This window comes from Mesorhizobium sp. M0800, assembly GCF_040320095.1.
Lineage (GTDB): Bacteria > Pseudomonadota > Alphaproteobacteria > Rhizobiales > Rhizobiaceae > Mesorhizobium.
In genome coordinates, this window is record NZ_JAMYOZ010000005.1 from 37053 (window position 1) to 54075 (window position 17023).

The 17023-nt window shown below is 63.1% G+C and carries 17 protein-coding genes and 1 pseudogene; 9 read left to right on the forward strand and 9 right to left on the reverse strand.

Features of this window, described 5'->3' with window-relative positions:
• Positions 1-16: 16 nt before the first annotated feature.
• From NKI18_RS08550 to def, 3 genes are read right to left on the reverse strand one after another with little or no spacing between them, the layout of a single operon-like run.
• Positions 17-526, reverse strand: a complete 510-nt coding sequence (locus NKI18_RS08550) for a GNAT family N-acetyltransferase (protein ID WP_352455966.1) — start codon at positions 524-526, stop codon at positions 17-19.
• The gene (gene fmt, locus NKI18_RS08555; RefSeq protein ID WP_352619473.1) at positions 523-1452 is read right to left on the reverse strand and encodes a methionyl-tRNA formyltransferase; all 930 of its coding nucleotides are present in this window, start codon (positions 1450-1452) and stop codon (positions 523-525) included. The genes NKI18_RS08550 and fmt overlap by 4 nt, the downstream gene beginning before the upstream one ends.
• A gap of 16 nt (positions 1453-1468) precedes the next feature.
• Positions 1469-1999, reverse strand: coding sequence for a peptide deformylase (gene def, locus NKI18_RS08560; RefSeq protein ID WP_352619449.1), 531 nt, complete (start codon positions 1997-1999; stop codon positions 1469-1471).
• Positions 2000-2102: 103 nt separating this feature from the next.
• Here def and NKI18_RS08565 point away from each other — a divergent pair, with 103 nt between their 5' ends.
• The gene (locus tag NKI18_RS08565) at positions 2103-3365 is read left to right on the forward strand and encodes a DNA recombination protein RmuC (RefSeq protein ID WP_352619448.1); all 1263 of its coding nucleotides are present in this window, start codon (positions 2103-2105) and stop codon (positions 3363-3365) included.
• 39 nt (positions 3366-3404) lie between these two features.
• On the opposite strand, the gene NKI18_RS08570 is transcribed toward NKI18_RS08565, so the two are convergent.
• The 3 genes from NKI18_RS08570 to NKI18_RS08580 all read right to left on the reverse strand — a co-directional run bounded on the left by NKI18_RS08570 (position 3405) and on the right by NKI18_RS08580 (position 5787).
• Entirely contained in the window at positions 3405-3809 is a 405-nt protein-coding gene (locus NKI18_RS08570; RefSeq protein ID WP_023676952.1) for a GFA family protein, read from the reverse strand.
• An 80-nt stretch (positions 3810-3889) separates the two neighbouring features.
• Positions 3890-4855, reverse strand: coding sequence for a cation diffusion facilitator family transporter (locus tag NKI18_RS08575; RefSeq protein WP_352619447.1), 966 nt, complete (start codon positions 4853-4855; stop codon positions 3890-3892).
• 122 nt (positions 4856-4977) lie between these two features.
• Entirely contained in the window at positions 4978-5787 is an 810-nt protein-coding gene (locus NKI18_RS08580; RefSeq protein WP_352501143.1) for a transglutaminase-like domain-containing protein, read from the reverse strand.
• A 215-nt stretch (positions 5788-6002) separates the two neighbouring features.
• Here NKI18_RS08580 and NKI18_RS08585 point away from each other — a divergent pair, with 215 nt between their 5' ends.
• Positions 6003-6128: a hypothetical protein gene (locus tag NKI18_RS08585; RefSeq protein ID WP_013528464.1), complete on the forward strand. Its 126-nt coding sequence runs from the start codon at positions 6003-6005 to the stop codon at positions 6126-6128.
• 152 nt (positions 6129-6280) lie between these two features.
• Positions 6281-6594, forward strand: a pseudogene (gene sugE / locus NKI18_RS08590) (quaternary ammonium compound efflux SMR transporter SugE).
• 82 nt (positions 6595-6676) lie between these two features.
• On the opposite strand, the gene NKI18_RS08595 reads toward sugE, so the two are convergent.
• A complete protein-coding gene (locus tag NKI18_RS08595; RefSeq protein ID WP_352472362.1) occupies positions 6677-7105 on the reverse strand; it encodes a DUF6481 family protein in 429 nt (142 codons plus the stop codon).
• Between the two features lie 230 nt (positions 7106-7335).
• Here NKI18_RS08595 and NKI18_RS08600 point away from each other — a divergent pair, with 230 nt between their 5' ends.
• The 3 genes from NKI18_RS08600 (at position 7336) to NKI18_RS08610 (ending at position 10849) form a co-directional block, all read left to right on the forward strand.
• Entirely contained in the window at positions 7336-8397 is a 1062-nt protein-coding gene (locus NKI18_RS08600; RefSeq protein ID WP_352619446.1) for an LLM class flavin-dependent oxidoreductase, read from the forward strand.
• A 133-nt stretch (positions 8398-8530) separates the two neighbouring features.
• A complete protein-coding gene (locus NKI18_RS08605; RefSeq protein WP_023676958.1) occupies positions 8531-9691 on the forward strand; it encodes an AI-2E family transporter in 1161 nt (386 codons plus the stop codon).
• 156 nt (positions 9692-9847) lie between these two features.
• Positions 9848-10849: an LLM class flavin-dependent oxidoreductase gene (locus tag NKI18_RS08610; protein WP_352539939.1), complete on the forward strand. Its 1002-nt coding sequence runs from the start codon at positions 9848-9850 to the stop codon at positions 10847-10849.
• A gap of 156 nt (positions 10850-11005) precedes the next feature.
• On the opposite strand, the gene NKI18_RS08615 is transcribed toward NKI18_RS08610, so the two are convergent.
• Together NKI18_RS08615 and NKI18_RS08620 are read right to left on the reverse strand one after the other, a co-directional pair.
• Positions 11006-11629 (reverse strand): L,D-transpeptidase, encoded by a 624-nt coding sequence (locus tag NKI18_RS08615; protein WP_352619445.1) that lies wholly within the window; start codon positions 11627-11629, stop codon positions 11006-11008.
• 254 nt (positions 11630-11883) lie between these two features.
• On the reverse strand, positions 11884-12903 hold the full coding sequence (locus NKI18_RS08620; protein WP_352449454.1) for a LacI family DNA-binding transcriptional regulator: 1020 nt from the start codon (positions 12901-12903) through the stop codon (positions 11884-11886).
• Positions 12904-13120: 217 nt separating this feature from the next.
• Between NKI18_RS08620 and NKI18_RS08625 the strand changes: the two genes are divergently transcribed.
• Genes NKI18_RS08625 through NKI18_RS08635 form a run of 3 tightly spaced genes read left to right on the forward strand, consistent with a single transcriptional unit; the run spans position 13121 to position 16976 of the window.
• Entirely contained in the window at positions 13121-14704 is a 1584-nt protein-coding gene (locus NKI18_RS08625) for a sugar ABC transporter ATP-binding protein (RefSeq protein ID WP_352619444.1), read from the forward strand.
• Positions 14701-16014 carry an ABC transporter permease gene (locus NKI18_RS08630; RefSeq protein ID WP_023676963.1) on the forward strand — a complete coding sequence of 438 codons (1314 nt, stop codon included), beginning with the start codon at positions 14701-14703 and terminating at the stop codon, positions 16012-16014. The genes NKI18_RS08625 and NKI18_RS08630 overlap by 4 nt, the downstream gene beginning before the upstream one ends.
• The gene (locus tag NKI18_RS08635; protein ID WP_352619443.1) at positions 16011-16976 is read left to right on the forward strand and encodes a substrate-binding domain-containing protein; all 966 of its coding nucleotides are present in this window, start codon (positions 16011-16013) and stop codon (positions 16974-16976) included. The genes NKI18_RS08630 and NKI18_RS08635 overlap by 4 nt, the downstream gene beginning before the upstream one ends.
• Positions 16977-17023: the final 47 nt, after the last annotated feature.

Consider the following 17023-nt stretch of genomic DNA (forward strand, 5'->3'; position numbering starts at 1 on the left):
CGGATCGAGGCGAAAATCAGGCGGCGAGGGCTGAGCCGAAGGCCGAGGCGTAGACCAGCCTGCCGGTCTCCGGCGCCTCGCCCCAGGCAAGCGCCTGCAGGGCTTCGCTTTGGTAGTCGCTCTCGAATTTCGCGGCACGGGCACGACTGTAGCCGAAACGCCCATAATAGGCCGGATCGCCGAGCACCACGGCGAGCGTCTCGCCAGCAGCCTTCAGGCGGATATGCGCCTCGCGGACCAGCGCACCGCCGATGCCGGTGCCGTGGAACGACGGCTCGACCGCCAAAGGAGCCAAAGCCACCGCCGGGAAGCTCTTGCCGCCATTCTGCACGAAAAGCCGTGAAAACAGGATATGGCCGACCACTTGCCCGTCTTCGTCCGCCACCAGTTCGACGACGGCATCACCGCCGGTGACCAGCGCGTCGACCAGTCCGGCCTCCGTCTGCTGGCCGAATGCGTGTTCTTCGACAAGGCGGATCGCCTCGCGGTCCCGCGGCGTCGCCGCGCGTATGGACATCATGCTCATGACAATTTCATTCCTTTTTCGAGCTTGGCCCCGCGCAGAAACTCCTGCGCGGCAATGGGCCTTGCGCCCGCACGTTGAACTTCGACCGGCCTGATCGCGCCTGACCCGCAGGCGACCGTCAGCCGGTCATCGAGAATTCCTCCCGGTTCGCCGGCGCCTTGCGAGAGCGTCGAGCGAAGCAGTTTCAGCCGTTCCACGCGGCCGCCGATTTCGGCCTCGCACCATGCACCGGGAAAGGGCGACAGGCCGCGAATCTGGTTGTGCACGTCGCCGGCAGGTCGCAGCCAGTCTATGCGAGTCTCCGATTTATCGATTTTCTTGGCGTAGGTCACCCCCACCTCCGCCTGTGTGGTAAATGTCAGCGTATTCCGCTCCAGCCGTTCGAGCGCTTGCACCATCAGCGCAGCACCGAGGACCATCAGCCGGTCGTGCAGATCGCCGGCCGTCATGTCGGGACCAATGGGACATTTTTCAACCATTGCCACCGGGCCGGTGTCGAGGCCTTCCTCCATCCGCATCACCATAATGCCCGTTTCGGTATCGCCGGCCATGATGGCGCGCTGGATAGGGGCAGCGCCGCGCCAGCGCGGCAATAGCGATGCGTGACCGTTGAGGCAACCGAGCCGCGGCGCCTCGAGAATGGGTTTGGGCAGAAGCAGCCCGTAGGCGACGACCACGGCGACGTCGGCACCCAAGGCGCGGAACGCCTCCTGCTCCGCCTCGCCCTTCAGCGACACCGGCGACCGCACCTCGATGCCAAGCCGCTCCGCCTCGCGCTGCACCGGCGACGGCGTCAGTTCGAGCCCGCGCCGGCCGCCGGCGCGCGGCGGCTGCGTGTAGACGGCTGCCAACTCGTGCCCGGCCCCGGCAATCGCCCGCAGCGTCGGCACGGAGAATTCGGGCGTACCCATGAAGATGACACGCAGGGGCATTCGTCGACGCCTACCCCACCATCTTGCCCGGCGCCTTGTCCCTGGCGAGCTTCTTGAATTTCTTGAGCACCATGTCGCGCTTCAGCTTGGAGATGTGATCGATGAACAGCACGCCGTTGAGGTGGTCGATTTCATGCTGCAGGCAGGTCGCCATCAGCCCCTCGGCCTCGATCTCCTGCAGCTTGCCGTCGCGGTCGAGAAACTTCACCCGCACCGCCGCCGGACGCTCGACCTCGGCATAGTAATCGGGGATCGACAGGCAGCCTTCCTCATAGACCGACCGCTGGTCGGAGCTTTCAAGGATTTCGGGATTGATGAAGACGTGCGGCGCCGGCGTCTCGTCCTCTTTGGCGAGGTCGATCACCAGCATGCGCAAGGGTTCGCCGACCTGGATCGCTGCGAGGCCGATGCCGGGCGCGTCATACATGGTGTCCAGCATGTCGCCGGCCAGTTTGCGCAGATCGCCGTCGACACGCTCGACCGGTTTTGAAACCTGGCGCAGGACGGGATCGGGGAGGATGATAAGCGGCTTGATCGACATGGTGTCTCACCTAAGACCTCGCAGGAAAAGCGTCAACCGGGGCGCCTTCGGGTCGTTCACGTTTTGATCTGTGCCGGCAGACCGAATCATCTATGCTGTCGACATGAACGATCTGGCCACCATCCTGTCCGAACCTGTCGCCCGCCTCGGCGCCACCACGATCACGCTCGGCCAAGCCCTGGGTTTCGGCGCAATGCTGTTCCTCGGCCTGTTCGTGGCGCTCGTCGTTGCGCTCTGGCGATCGGCCAAGGCGCGTGCAGTGGCGGCCGCCGAAGCCGCCGACCACGCCCGCGACGCCGAGGTGCGGATGGCCGGCATCTTGGCAAACCAGGCGGAAATGCAGGGCCGCATGGGCGCCATCGCCGAAGTGTTCGGGGCGCGCCAGGCGGAACTGACACAGTCGATCGGCCAGCGTCTCGATGCCATGACCGGCCGCCTGGGCCAGACCATGACCGAGCAGACGAGATCGACGCATGAGAGCCTCGCCAAGCTGCAGGAACGGCTGGCGGTCATCGATATCGCGCAAGGCAACATCCAGTCGCTGGCCGGCCAGGTCGTGCAATTGCAGGCGATCCTTTCCAACAAGCAGACGCGCGGCGCCTTCGGCCAGTCGCGTATGGAAGCCATCGTCGCCGACGGATTGCCGCACGGCGCCTATGAATTCCAGGCGACCTTGTCGAATGGCAGCCGGCCCGACTGCCTGGTGAAGATGCCGAACGGCGCACCGTCGCTTGCCATCGATGCAAAGTTTCCGCTCGAGGCCTGGAATGCCATCCGGGCCGCCGAAGGCGCCGAACTGCAGAAGACCGCCGCACAGGCTTTCCGCCGCGACATCGAGGTGCATGTCCGCGATATTTCCGAAAAATACCTGATCCAGGGCGAGACGCAGGACACCGCCTTCATGTTCGTGCCTTCGGAATCGGTGTTCGCCGAAATCCACGAGAATTTCGAGGCCGTTGTCCAGAAGGCGCATCGCTCACGGATCGTCATCGTCTCGCCATCGCTTTTGATGCTGTCGATCCAGGTCATCCAGGCGATCCTCAAGGATGCCCGCATGCGCGAGCAGGCACACCTGATCCAGGGCGAGGTTATCCGGCTGATGGAAGACGTCTCCCGCCTCGACGAGCGGGTGCGCAAATTGCAGACGCATTTCGGTCAATCGGCCAAGGATATCGAGGACATCCTTGTCTCGACATCGAAGGTGACCAGGCGCGGACAAAAGATCGAGGCGCTGGAGTTTGGCGTGCAGCCGGCGGAGGACACCGCTGGTTCGAATGGCAGCGGAGCAAAAGCGGAAATCAGCCCGCGCGTCGCCGATTCGAAAACCGGGCAGTTGAGGCTAAGGGTCGTCGAAGGCGACGATTGAGAGCTACGCCGGAACCGGAGGCTTCGCCCGGGTCTGGCGCTACTGCTCCTCGATGATGGTTGTGCCTTCGAATTCCGGCAGCCAATGCAGCGCCGAGCGGTGCCAGATCTGCTTTCTCGGCACCAGTTGCTCGCGCTGCCGTGCCGTGCCGACCCTGATACCGTAAACCTTCGGTCCCTCGCCCGCCGACGTGGCGTAGAGATGCGAGCCGCACTCACCGCAAAATGCCTGGGCGCGCTTGGCGCCGCTCGAACCGGTCTTGATATAGATCTTCGGCGTGCCCTTGGTGATCCTGTAATTGTCCTCGGACGCCGGCACGGTGACGCGAAAGGCCGTTCCGGTTAGCTTCTGACAATCGATGCAGTGACAAATGGTGGTCTTTTCCGGATCGACTTCGGCCTCGTAAGTGATAGCGCCACAATGACACGCGCCGTCGATTTTCATCTTCGTTCCTCCTGGAGCTTTTGCCTGCGATCATAGCCGGGACTGCCCGATGGCGCATCGATTTCCTCAAGCCATTTTCCTTAGGCCGGTTCTTGTCCGGATGCCCCCGCCAAGGCCTTGCTCCGGCGTTCCCAGGTGCCGGTGGTCTGCGGCTTGACGAAGAGCCGCGTCACCTCCGGCATCTCCGCCTTCAGCCGCGTCTCGAGGCGCTCGACACAGGTCTCTATCTCCGGCGCCGACAAATGATCCTCGAACTCGATGCTCAAAGCGGCGACGATCTCCTGCGGACCCATATGCAGCGTCAGCACGCCATTTGCCCGTTGCACCGCCGGGTCCTGCTGGATGATGGCCAGCACCTCTGTTTGCACCTCGGGCGAGGCCGGCTCGCCGAGCAGCAGGCTCTTGCTTTCGCGCGCCAGGAAGATCGCGGTCCCGCCCAGGATCAGCGCGATGCCGATCGACGCGGCGCCGTCGAGCTTCGGCATGTCCAGCAGTTCCGCGGCCGATATCCCGGCGAAGGCGACAACGAGGCCGAGAAGTGCCGCGCTGTCCTCGAAGAGTACGGTATAGACACTCGGATCCTTGCTGAGCTGCACCGCCTCGAGCCAGCCGTGGCTGCCTTTTTGGTGGCGGAACTCCTTCAGCGCCACCAGCCAAGAGGTGCCTTCGAAGAGAAAGGAAAGGCCAAGGACAGCGTAGTTCACCTTGGCGTTGGCAATCGGCTCCGGCGCCATGATGTGCGTCACGCCTTCGTAGAACGATATGCCGGCGCCCAGTGCAAAGACGAGGAGCGCAACGATGAAGCTCCAGAAGTACAGCTCGCGGCCATGGCCGAGCGGATGCGTGCGGTCGGCCGGCCGTGCGGCACGGTGCATGCCGTAAAGCAGCAGGCTGCCATTGCCGGTATCGACGAGCGAGTGGACGCCTTCCGAGAGCATTGCCGAGCTGCCCGTGAACAAGGCAGCGGCAAATTTGGTCAGTGCGATCGCAAGATTTCCGGCGAGCGCCGCATAGATCACTTTTTTCGACCCGCCATGCGCCGCCATGGTGTGCTGCCTTGGTTGATGCACCGAGATTGGCGGAGCGCCCGCCCACGCTCCACAGCTCTCACAACGCCCGAAGTGCCCAGTTGTTCACAAGGTCAGTTGTTCAAAAGGGCGGCGCGGGGCTATTCGACGACCTCGTCCGTCCAGACCTTGAAGCCAGCCAGCGCGCCCGGCCCAAAAATGTGGGTCAGCGGCACATCGGCGGCATCGCGTCCGGAGGCAATCAGGATGCGGCCGATGCGCGGCGCGTTGTTGCGCGGGTCGAACGCGTGCCAGCGGCCGCCGAGATAGACCTCCATCCAAGCGGCGAAATCCATGTCCGACCACGGCTTTGGCAGGCCGATATCACTGATATAGCCGGTGCAGTAGCGGGTTGGAATGTTCAGGGCGCGGCAGAAGGCGACAGCGAGGTGGGCAAAGTCGCGGCACACACCACTCTGCTCGCGATAGGCCTCGGCAGCGGTGCGCGTCGGCCGTGCATTGAAATAGTTGAAGACGATGTGGTTATGGACGAAGTCGCAGACCGCCTGGACGCGCGGAATGCCGAGCGGGGTGCTGCCGAACAGCCGCCACGCTTCATTCGACAGCACGTCGCTCTCGCAATAACGGCTGGGCAGCAGGAACAGCAGCGTCTCCGACGGCAGATCGCGCACCTCGTGCTGCCACGCCGTCAGCTCGCGCGTCTCGAAGGAGCCGGGGTCGCGGATCACCGCGTCGGTGCCGAACGCAAAGCGCCCGGCCGGCGCAACGAAACGGTTGCACCAATTGCCGAAACTGTCGCGGTAGCTTTCGATCGGCACCGGCGGGTTCGACGTCAGGAAGTCCGGCCGCTCAAGATCGGATGCGCGCGAATAATGGACATTTAGCATCGCGATCAGCGGTGTTTCCTGCGGGAAGTCGAAGCTCATCTGGCAACCGATGTGGATCCGCATTGTCGTCCTGACCGGCCTGCCTGATCATCAGCCGGCGAAACGCGAGGGCTGATGCTGCAGTGCGAAGAAGACCATGGCACGGACCGCTGCGGTTTACGAGGGAATTAGAAACCGGTTGACAGCCATCGACCAGGGCGACTGCACGGCAGCGGCCTCTTGCAGTCGAGCGTTTTCTCTTGTTTCACTTCGCCAGACATCAACTGGAGGAACGAATCATGGCTAAGGGTGCGATGAAGGCAGGCAAGGAAGCCCGCAAGCCGAAGAAGGACGCGAAGAAACCCGCTCCGGCGCCGGCTCTGAAGGCACCGCCGGTGAAGGCGATGAAGCTGAAGGACAAGTAGGGCCGCAGCTACCGTTTCGGCTTATTTCGACCGGCCGCAAACGCGGCCGGTATGATTGTTCATTAAGCTCACGCGCATCCCCTATGGATGCGGCGAAGACAGTTTTTGCGCGTTCAAGAAATCGGCCGAAGCCATCGAAACGGAGCGTTCCGATGTCGTGGATTTTCCTGTTCCTCGCCGGCCTGTTCGAGATCGGCTGGGCGATCGGCCTCAATACACCGACGGATTCTCGAAGCCGCTGCCGACCGTCCTGACGGTAGCCTCGATGATCGTCAGCCTGACCTTGCTCGGCCTGGCGCTGAAGGCGTTGCCGGTCGGCACCGCCTATGCGGTGTGGACCGGCATCGGCACCGTCGGCACGGCGCTGTTGGGGATATGGCTGCTCGGCGAGCCAGCGACGGCGATCAGGCTGGCCTGCATCGCGCTAATCGTCTGCGGCATCATGGGACTGAAGCTCGCGGCTTAGCCGATTCTGATAGACGAACGCGTTCGGGGCCGCGGCAAGGCGGCCCTGATTCTTGAATTCGGCTGATCAGTGCCGGAAGCCGCTATCGCGCGGAGAAGCCGGGCGGCGTCCTGCCGGTGCGCTGCTTGCGCGCGGCATACCGTGCGTCACGCTTGGCCTTGCGTTCGGCCTCGTCGGCAAGAAAACGGGCGATGCGCTCATTCTCTTCAGCTTCCCGGATCTTCGCTTCGGCCTGTGCTGCTTCTTCGGCGGCAATGCGTGCCGCTTCGGCAGCTGCCTCGCGCTCGGCCTTTTCGACCGCTTCGCGCGCCAGCTTTTCCTGCTTCAGCCTGGCCTTTTCGGCCTCGCGTATAGCGCGGGCCTCGAGGATCGCCTTGCGCTCGGCCTGTCGTGCCAGCACCGCTGGATCATCTGCCGCCGGCTTTGCCTTGAAGCGCTCCAGAAGCGCCTTCTTTGCCTCGTTTGCGGCATTGCGCCGCTCGAAAACGTCCTTTTCCCTATAGATAGCCAAGTCCACTTCCTTGAAGTCAATTTGCGAGGCTTACATACGCGTGAAAACCGAGAGTTCAAGCGCCAAAACGGTATGCCAGCCATGAAATTCTGATCTGTTGCAGCCGGAAGACGCCATTTCGATTGAATTCGGCTGAAAGGCACCCGCACTGTTCACCATCCAGGCATCTGGCGGGGCGGCGGACTGATCGCTACGTGTAGCGCCAAGACAAAACGCTGAGATGACACACTATGGAACTCGGTCTCTACACCTTCGCCGACATCAGCCCGGAACCAGGTCCCGGTGCGATCGGTGCGCATGAGCGGTTGCGCAACCTGATCGAGGAGATCGAGCTCGCCGACCAGGTCGGGCTGGACGTCTTTGGTCTCGGCGAGCACCACCGTCCCGACTATGCTGCCTCGGCTCCGGTGGTGGCGCTGGCGGCGGCGGCCGAACGCACCAAGCGCATAAGGCTGACCAGCGCTGTCACCGTGCTGTCCTCCGACGATCCGGTGCGCGTCTTCCAGCAGTTTGCCACCCTCGATCTTCTGTCCGGCGGCCGTGCCGAGATCATGGCCGGGCGCGGCTCGTTTATCGAGTCCTTTCCGCTGTTCGGCTACAATCTCGAAGATTATGACGAGCTCTTCGCCGAGAAGCTCGACCTGCTGCTCGCCATCCGCGATCATGTCAAGGTGACCTGGTCGGGCAGTCTGCGCGCGCCGATCAACGACCGCGGCGTCTATCCGCGGCCCTTGCAGGACAAATTGCCGATCTGGATCGCCGTCGGTGGAACACCGCAATCCGTCGCCCGCGCGGGCGTGCTCGGGTTGCCGCTGGCACTGGCGATCATCGGTGGCGAGCCGGCGCGGTTCGCACCGCTGTTCGACATCTACAGGGATGCAGCCAGGCGCGCCGGCAACGATCCGGCAAGCCTTGCCACCAGTCTCAATGTGCACGGCTTCATTGCCGACACCACGGACCAGGCAGCCGACGATTTTTACGGGCCGCAGGCCGAGGTGATGAACCGCATCGGCCGCGAGCGCGGCTGGGGGCCGACATCGCGGGCGCATTTCGACCAATCGCGCGGCCCAAACGGCGCGCTGTTCGTCGGCAATCCAGAACAGGTGGCCGAGAAGATCATTGCCCAGCACAGGATATTCGGCAACGACCGCTTCCTGCTGCAAATGGCGATCGGCACCATGCCGCACGCCAAGGTGATGAAGGCCATCGAACTCTACGGCACCAAAGTGGCGCCGATCGTGCGCCGGGAAACTGCGAAGGCCGTTCCCGCCGTGGCGGCGCCGGTTGCCTGATTCCCAGTCACCTGATTCATTGCCAAGGCCGCGAGGCGGCCTTGCCGGTGACTCCAGCTAACGGAACCTTGAAGCGACAGAGGCGTTTTCGCCAACGGTCTGCACCAATCGCGGTGTGCCGCCGAGGGTCAGAATGAAAGCCGAACCCGACGCTTCGGGCGCAAGCGCTGCCGAAAGCCCGGATCCGCGCGTCGAGGCGCGGGCGGATGCGCATCTGATGCGTTCGCTGCTCGTCGGCATCTTCATCCTCATGGCGATCTACGCGCTTTACTTCGCCCGCGCCTTCTTCATGCCGGTCATTCTGGCTTTCCTGCTGGCGCTGACGCTGACGCCGATCGTTCGCTTCCTGCGCAAGCATGGCATGCCCGATGTCATTTCAGCGACACTGTTGGTGCTGCTTTCGTTCTGCCTCGTCGCCGTCGCGGGATATCTGCTCAGCGGCCCGGTCATCGACCTCATCAACAACACCTCGACGATCGGCCAGCAGCTTACCGAACGTCTGGCACAACTGCGCCGTCCGTTCGAACGGATCGTGGAGATTTCGCGCCAGATCGAGGGCCTGACACAGACATCCCAGGAGCCGGGCGTTCAGAGGGTGGCGACGGCGCCATCCGGTATTCTCTCGCAGGCCGCCGGCAATGTGCTGTCGGCCGGCGCCAGCGTTACCATCGTCTTCGTCCTGTCGCTGTTCCTGCTCGCCTCGGGCACGATGTTCTATGAAAAGATCGTCCAGTCCTTCCCCAGTCTCAGCGAAAAGAAGCGGGCGCTGCGCGTCGTCTACGACGTAGAACGTGAAATCTCGCATTATCTGCTTACTGTCACGGTCATCAATACATGTCTCGGCGTGGTCATCGGGCTCGGCCTGTGGGCGCTCGGCGTGCCCAACGCGCAGGTCTGGGGCGCGGCAGCGGCTCTGCTCAATTTCCTGCCCTATATCGGGGCGCTGACCACCATCACGCTGGTTACGATCATCGCGCTGATAAGCTTCGACACGATTTCCTATGCGCTGCTGGCGCCGGCCTTCGTCCTTATGTGCGATGTCGTCGAAGGCCAGTTCGTGACGCCGACGGTGGTCGGCCGCCGTCTCGAAATCAACGCAGTGGCGATCCTCATCGCCATCGCCTTCTGGTCGTGGCTGTGGGGTTTTGTCGGCGCGCTGCTGGCGGTGCCGCTGCTGGTCGTCATCAAGGTGTTCTGCGATCATTTCGACGGTCTCAGCCATGTCGGCAATTTCCTGGCGGCGCAACACACGGCAGCGATCGAGGACGAAGAGATTCCCGAGGTGAAAAAGTAGCGGCTTAAAGGGTCAAAAGCGTCCCCCCGATGGTGCAGATCACGACCTTGCATCGGTCGCACGTCCGTTGTGCCCTCAGCGCTCCATCAACATTTTGAATTTGCCGCCTCGGCAACGGCTTCCTACATCCCTTCGGCCCACAGGAAACCCGCGCCGATGACCGTTCTTTCCGTTCTCGACCTGTCGCCGATCGTCGAAGGCAGCAACGCTTCACAGTCACTCGCCAATTCGCTCGATCTCGCCCGTCATGCCGAGCGGCTGGGTTACCGGCGCTATTGGCTGGCAGAGCACCACAATATGCCGGGCATCGCCAGCGCCGCCACCTCGGTGGTCATTGCCCATGTGGCCGGCGGCACCAATACGATACGCGTCGGCGCCGGCGGCATCATGCTGCCCAATCATTCGCCGCTGGTCATCGCCGAGCAGTTCGGTACGCTTAACGCTCTGCATCCTGGCCGCATCGATCTCGGCCTCGGCCGGGCGCCCGGCACCGACATGGCCACGGCACGGGCGCTGCGCCGTAACCTCGACGCTGGCGCCGACAATTTCCCGCAGGACGTCGTCGAGCTGATGGGTTACTTGCAGCCGGCCGAAGACGGCCAACGCATCCGCGCGGTGCCCGGCGAAGGCGAAAAGGTGCCGATCTGGATTCTCGGTTCCAGCCTCTACGGCGCGCAGCTTGCCGCCATGCTCGGCCTGCCCTACGCCTTCGCTTCGCATTTTGCGCCGGCCGAACTCGACCATGCTCTGGAGATCTACCGCTCGCGTTTCCAGCCTTCGGAGCAGCTCGACAAGCCTTATGTGATGCTCGGCCTCAACGTCTTCGCCGCTCCTTCCGATGCCCAGGCGCGGCTGTTGTTCACCTCGCTGCAGCAGGCCTTCGTCAATCTGCGCACCGGCCGGCCCGGCCGATTGCCGCCGCCGGTCGAAGGATATGAGCGCGACCTCGATCCAATGGCCAAGACCATGCTCGGCCAAGCGCTTTCCTGCGCCGTCGTCGGCTCCCCGGAAACGGTCAGGCAAGGCATCGAGGCGTTTGTGCGCCGCACAGGGGCCGACGAGCTGATGGTCACAGCACAGATTTTCGACCATGCGGCGCGGGTGCGCTCGTTCGAGATCCTGGCCGACGCTCACAAATCGCTGTCGGAAGCTGCCTGAGAGTTGGTTCGCCACTTGCCACTGTTGCGGGCAAGGCCGGCCTTAGGCAGGGAACATCGCGAACAGGTGTGCGAAGACATGGCGAACATTTCGCGCGTTTTACGCGGAGGTTTTCGATCCGTCATGCTCGTCCGTTAGCGGGAAACGCCGCGTCCACTAAATGACGATCACCTTGGTGCCGATTGTGGCGCGGTCATAGAGATCGATGATGTCCTGGTTCATGAGGCGAATGCAGCCCGCCGACACAGCTTTGCCGATGGACCACCATTCAGGGCTACCGTGCAGGCGATATCCAGTGTCACCTTTCTCGTTGAAAAGATAAAGCGCCCGCGCACCGAGCGGGTTCACGAGTCCGCCCTCCATATGGGCCGGTATGATGCGGCCTCGCTTCTGCTCGCGTACAATCATGGCGGACGGCGCGCTCCAATCCGGCCATTCGCGCTTCCTCGCAACGTGAGCAGTGCCATGCCACTCGAAGCCCGCCTTGCCGACGCCGATGCCGTAGCGCAGTGCCTGACCGTCTCCCAGCACGTAGTAGAGAAACTTCGCTCCTGTATCGACAATGATGGTGCCAGGCGCCTCGTCAGTTGCATAAGGCACTGTCTGCCGACGGAACTTTTGGTCGACCTTGTAGATCGGAACCGGCGGAATGCGGAAACCGGCGTCGGTGAGGCCGCCATAGGCCTGGGGAAAGGTCTGTAATGCTCCGCCGGTGGTGCAGCCGGAGAATGCGACCATCCCAGCAAGTCCCAGCCCGATTAGGATCGATTTCACGCGCATGACTCAAGCCTGCGCCCATATCGGTGATCAGCCGCATCTCGTCATATTCCTAAACCGACATGCTTCGATTGCCAAGATTTTCCTGACTGTCGGCTGGCTGATTGTTGGCCACTTGGCTCGATCGGCGCCGCGTCCTTCAATTGCTCGGTTTTCGAACGACGAACGCCCGTAGTGGCTGCGAAGGCCCGGGGTCGGCAGGACAGAGGGAGCGCTGTCCGTCCGGCATTGCAAAGTTTCTGAACAGAGCCCAAGCGCTACGCGCTGACGCTCTGCGCAGTCGCACCTAGCGGACGGCATGAATTGCGGATCATCAAGCGTCCCTTGAGCGTCAGCTTGCGCGGCGGCGCATCCCTGTTTCCGGCGAGCCGGTCGAGCAGCAGATTGGCCGCCTGTTCGCCAATCGCCTGCACCGGCTGTGCGACCGTGGTCAATTGCGGCCGGAACACATCCGACCACGGAAAGTCGTCGAAGCAGGCGACCGAAATATCCTCCGGACAGGACAAGCCGATATCGCGAATGGCCTTCATGGTGCCGATCACCATCGGGTTGTTGGCCGAAAAGATGGCGCTCGGCCGGTCGTGCAGCGAAAGCAGCTGCATGGTGGCGTTGTAGCCGTCGACTTCATGGAAGTTGCCGAAGCGGACGAGTTCGGCCTCGGCCGGCAGGCCGGCGGCCTGGAGGGCCTCGCGGTATCCCGCCATGCGGTCATGCATCGGCGAGATATCGAACGAGCCGGAGATGTAGCCGATGCGCCGATGGCCGAGATCGATCAGGTAAGTGATGGCGTCGAACACCGCGCGCTGATTGTCGAGAACGACGGCATCGGTGTCGACACCCTGGCAAACACGGTCGAGCAGCACGACCGGCACATTGGCGTCGTCGACAATCCGTTTGAGGATCGCGCCGTCACCGACACGCGCGACGATCAGTCCGTCGACCATGCGGTCGAGCAGCAGCCTGATCTGGTCGTCCTGCGTGTTCAGGTGCTCGTCGGTGCAGCACAGCATGACGGCGTAGCCGGCCCTGTCGAAAGCCTGCTGGATGACCGAAACCACGTCGGTAAAGAACGGATTGGTGATGTGTGGGACGGTGAGCCCGATGGTGCGTGTGGTGCCCATCTTCAGGCTGCGGGCAATGGCGTTGCGCTTGTAGCCGATGTCGCGGATCGCCTGTTCGATGCGCTGGCTGAGCTCGGGGCTGACGGTCGCGGTGCCGTTGATCAGCGCCGATACGGTGGCCACGGAAACACGCGCGGCCTCGGCCACATGAAGCATAGTCGGAGCAGTGAATTTGCGCTGCTTTTTTCGTCCTGACGCTGTCATTTTCGAAACGTTTCACCACTCCACGGTAGCAATACGTACGGAATCTTATGATTTTGCGCAAGAATTGAAATGGAACAATCTCAGGCTCCAGATATTGCCTTGACATGATCGAAACGTTTAGATTAGCGTTTGAGGTGTTCGGTGACGACGGAGGGAGGCCGTCCTTGTCATGCAGCACGGCAATTCCATCCCTGCGCAAGGCGTTATGGCGGACGGCTCGGCTATCGTACTGAGCGCCGAGCACATCTCCAAGTCCTTCGGCGGTATCGCCGCGCTTGTCGATGTCGGCTTCGAACTGCGGCGCGGCGAGGTCCATGCGCTGATGGGCGAGAACGGCGCCGGCAAGTCGACGCTGATGAAGATCCTGTCCGGCGTCTATACGGACTATAACGGAACGGTCAGTATCGATGGCTATCCGGTGCGCTTTGCCGGCGTCCGCGAAGCCGAGCGCGCCGGCATCGCCATCATCCACCAGGAGCTGAACCTCGTTCCTGAACTTAGCGTCGCCGACAATATCTTTCTCGGCCGCGAGAAGCTGATCGCCGGGCTGATTGTCGACCGCAAGGCGAGCAGCCGCGCTGCCGGCGCGCTCTTGCAAAGGCTCGGCATCGAGTTCGACTCGGATGCGCGCGTCGGTGCCTTGCGCGTCGGCGAACAGCAGCTGGTCGAGATCGCCAAGGCGCTGTCGATGTCGGCGCGCATTCTGATCATGGACGAGCCGACCTCGGCGCTTTCGCCGGCCGAATGCCAGCGGCTGTTCCGCATCATCCGCCAGCTCGCCGACAGCGGCGTGGCGATCGTCTACATTTCGCACCGCATCGACGAGGTCATGCATCTGGCCAGCCGGGTCACGGTGTTTCGCGATGGACGCCACGTCCTGACGCAGGCGATGGACAAGCTCGACGAAGACGCCATAATTTCGGCGATGGTCGGGCGAAACCTGCTTGCTTCCTCCCAGGAGCACCGCATCCCGGGTGGCAACACCGTCCTTTCCGTAAGCGAGCTGTCGCTGTCGAAGCCCAATCGCCACGGCTGGCGCACCGTGCTCGATGGCGTCAGCTTCGATCTTGCCGCAGGAGAAATCCTCGGTATCGGCGGGCTTCTGGGCTCGGGCCGCACCGAAATCCTGGAAACCATCTTCGGGTCCAGCGGCGGACGTGCCGGCGGTGAGATCAGGCTCGATGGCGAGGCAGTAGAAATCCGTTCGCCGCGCGATGCGCGCCGGCTCGGCATCGCCCTGGTCACGGAAGACCGCAAGACGCAAGGCCTGCATCTCGAGGCCTCGATCACCGACAATGTCGCGCTGCCGCTGGTCGGCGCGCTGGCGCGGTTCGGCGTGCGCTCGCTGGCCGGTGAGCAAGGGCTGGCACGGGACGCCGTCAAGGCGCTCGGCATTCGCTGCGAGACCGTCGAGCAGCCGGCCGGCACGCTGTCCGGCGGCAACCAGCAGAAGGTCGTCATCGGCAAATGGCTAGCGACGAGGCCGCGGGTGCTGCTGCTCGACGAGCCGACACGCGGCATCGATGTCGGTGCCAAGCGGGAAATCTACGATCTCATCTTCAAGCTGGCGCGAGACGGGCTGGCGATCGCCGTGATCAGCTCGGAATTGCCGGAGCTGCTGCATCTTTCCGACCGTATCCTGGTCATGGCCGACGGCCGCCAGACGGGAATCCTGTCCCGCGCGCAAGCCAGCGAGGAGGCCATCATGCGGCTTGCGGCGCCGCGACGGACGATGACGAGGCCTGCCGCATGAGCATTTTGCATATCCTGTCCCGGACGAAGCTCTATTGGGGCCTGATCGCCATCTTCCTGATCGGCGTGCTCGGCTCGCCGATCAGCTCCAAGGGCAACAACATCTTCCTGTCCTACGGCAACCTGCTCGATGTGCTGCGCCAGGTGTCGACCACCGGGCTGATTGCCACCGGCATGACTGCGGTGATCATCACCGGCGGTATCGACCTTTCCGTCGGCTCGCTGATGGCTATCTGCACGGTCGTCTGTGCCATGCTGCTGACGGTCCCCGGCGTGACGCCGGCGGTGGTGCTGGGGGTGCCGACAGTTGCCCTGGCAGCCCTTTGCCTCGGCATTCTCGTCACTCGTTTCATCCTGCTGAACATCGAAAAATCCCGCGCCGGCGCGCAGGCCACGCACGACATCAGGTTGGACAGCGTTCGCGGGCTGGTGACGCCCGGCATTGTCGGGGTGATCCTGTGCAGTCTGGTGCTGTGGTTCCTGCTGCCGCAGGTGGGCTCAAAATTCGGCGTGCTCGGCGTGCTGCTGGTGGCGCCTTGCGTCGGCCTGCTGTTCGGCGCGCTCAACGGCTTCATCATCGTCGCCGGGCGGCTGCAGCCCTTCATCGTGACGCTGGCGATGATGGTCACTGCGCTCGGCATCGCCCGGCTGACAGCCGGCCAGAACAATGCGGTGCTGCCGGTCTACACCGGCTCGAATGCCACCGCCGATTTCGAAATGCTGCGCTCGCTGGTATTCGGCGTGATCCCGATGCCGGGCCTGTTCTTCCTCGGCGCCATCCTGATCTACGGCGCCGTGCTGCGCTTCACCCCGTTCGGCCGCTATGTCTACGCAATCGGCGGCAATGAGGAGGCGGCGCGGCTGTCGGGCATCGCCGCAGGCCGCGTGAAGATCGCCACCTATGCCGTGTCAGGGCTGCTGGCCGGCATCGCGGCGGTGCTCTATGTCGCGCAGTACCGGCAAGGCAAGCCGGACGCCGGCGCCGGGCTGGAGCTCGACGCGATCGCCGCCGTGGTCATCGGCGGCACCAGCCTGATGGGCGGACGCGGCAGCCTCACCGGGACGTTCTGCGGCGTGCTGATCTTCGGGCTGCTCTCCAACATCCTGCAGCTGCACAACATCAATTCGAACCTTCAGCTGGTGCTGAAGGGGATGATCATCATCGGTACCGTGCTCGTACAGGAGCGCAGTGCCGGTGATCTTCTCTTCTATCTGCGACTGCCCGGTGGGCAAGCGCACAAGGAAACGGCCGCGGCAAAGCGGCCGTCGCAAGAGACCGCGTCTCTGAATATTGGAGGAAACAAGAAATGAAACGACGTGAATTGTTGAAGCTCGCCGGGCTGACAGCGGCACTCCTGACCACGACCGCCATGCTTGCCGGCGGCGCCCATGCGCAGGACAAGAAGTGGAAGATCGGCTTCTCGCAGGTGACGACCATCGAACCCTGGCGCGCCCAGTTCAACAAGGACATCCTGGCCGAAGCGGCCAAGCATCCGGAAGTCGAGCTGATCATCACCGACGGCGAGGACAAGACCGAGAAGCAGGTCGCCGATGTCGAAAACCTTATCCGTCAGGAGGTCGATGCGCTCTTGGTATCACCGAAAGAATCCGCCGGCCTGACCGGTGTCGTGCAGCAGGCGATCGATGCCAAGATCCCGGTCTTCGTGCTCGACCGCAACGTCGAAACCAACGACTACACGCAGTTCGTCGGCGGCGACAACAAGCTGATCGGCCGGGCTGCCGGTGAATATGCCGTCGAGCTGCTTGGCGGCAAGGGCAAGGCCGCCGGCAACGTCGTCGAGATCTGGGGCGGCATGGGCACCCAGCCGGCACACGATCGCCATGACGGCTTCCATGAATTCACCGACAAGGAGCCGGGCATAAAATACCTGCTCGACCAGCAGTCGGGCGACTGGAAGCAGGACCAGGCCTACAACATCATGGCGACGGCGCTGCGCAACAACGAGAAGATCGATCTTGTCTACGGCCACAATGATCCGATGGCCTATGGCGCCTATCTTGCCGCCAAGGATGCCGGACGCGAGAAGGACATCAAGTTCATCGGCATCGATGGCCTGCCCAATGAAGGGGTAACGCTGGTCAACAATGGCGAACTGACGGCGACCTTCACCTATGTGACACCCGGCGCCGAAGGGCTGCGGCAGGCGATCAAGTTCCTGAACGGGGAGAAGGTGGAAAAGACCATCACCCTGCCGACGCAGAAGATCACCAAGGAAAATGCCGCCCAGATCCTGAAGGACAACGGCCTCTGAGACGAGGCTTTCCTGCCGGGCGTTCAGCGCCCGGCAGGAACAACAAC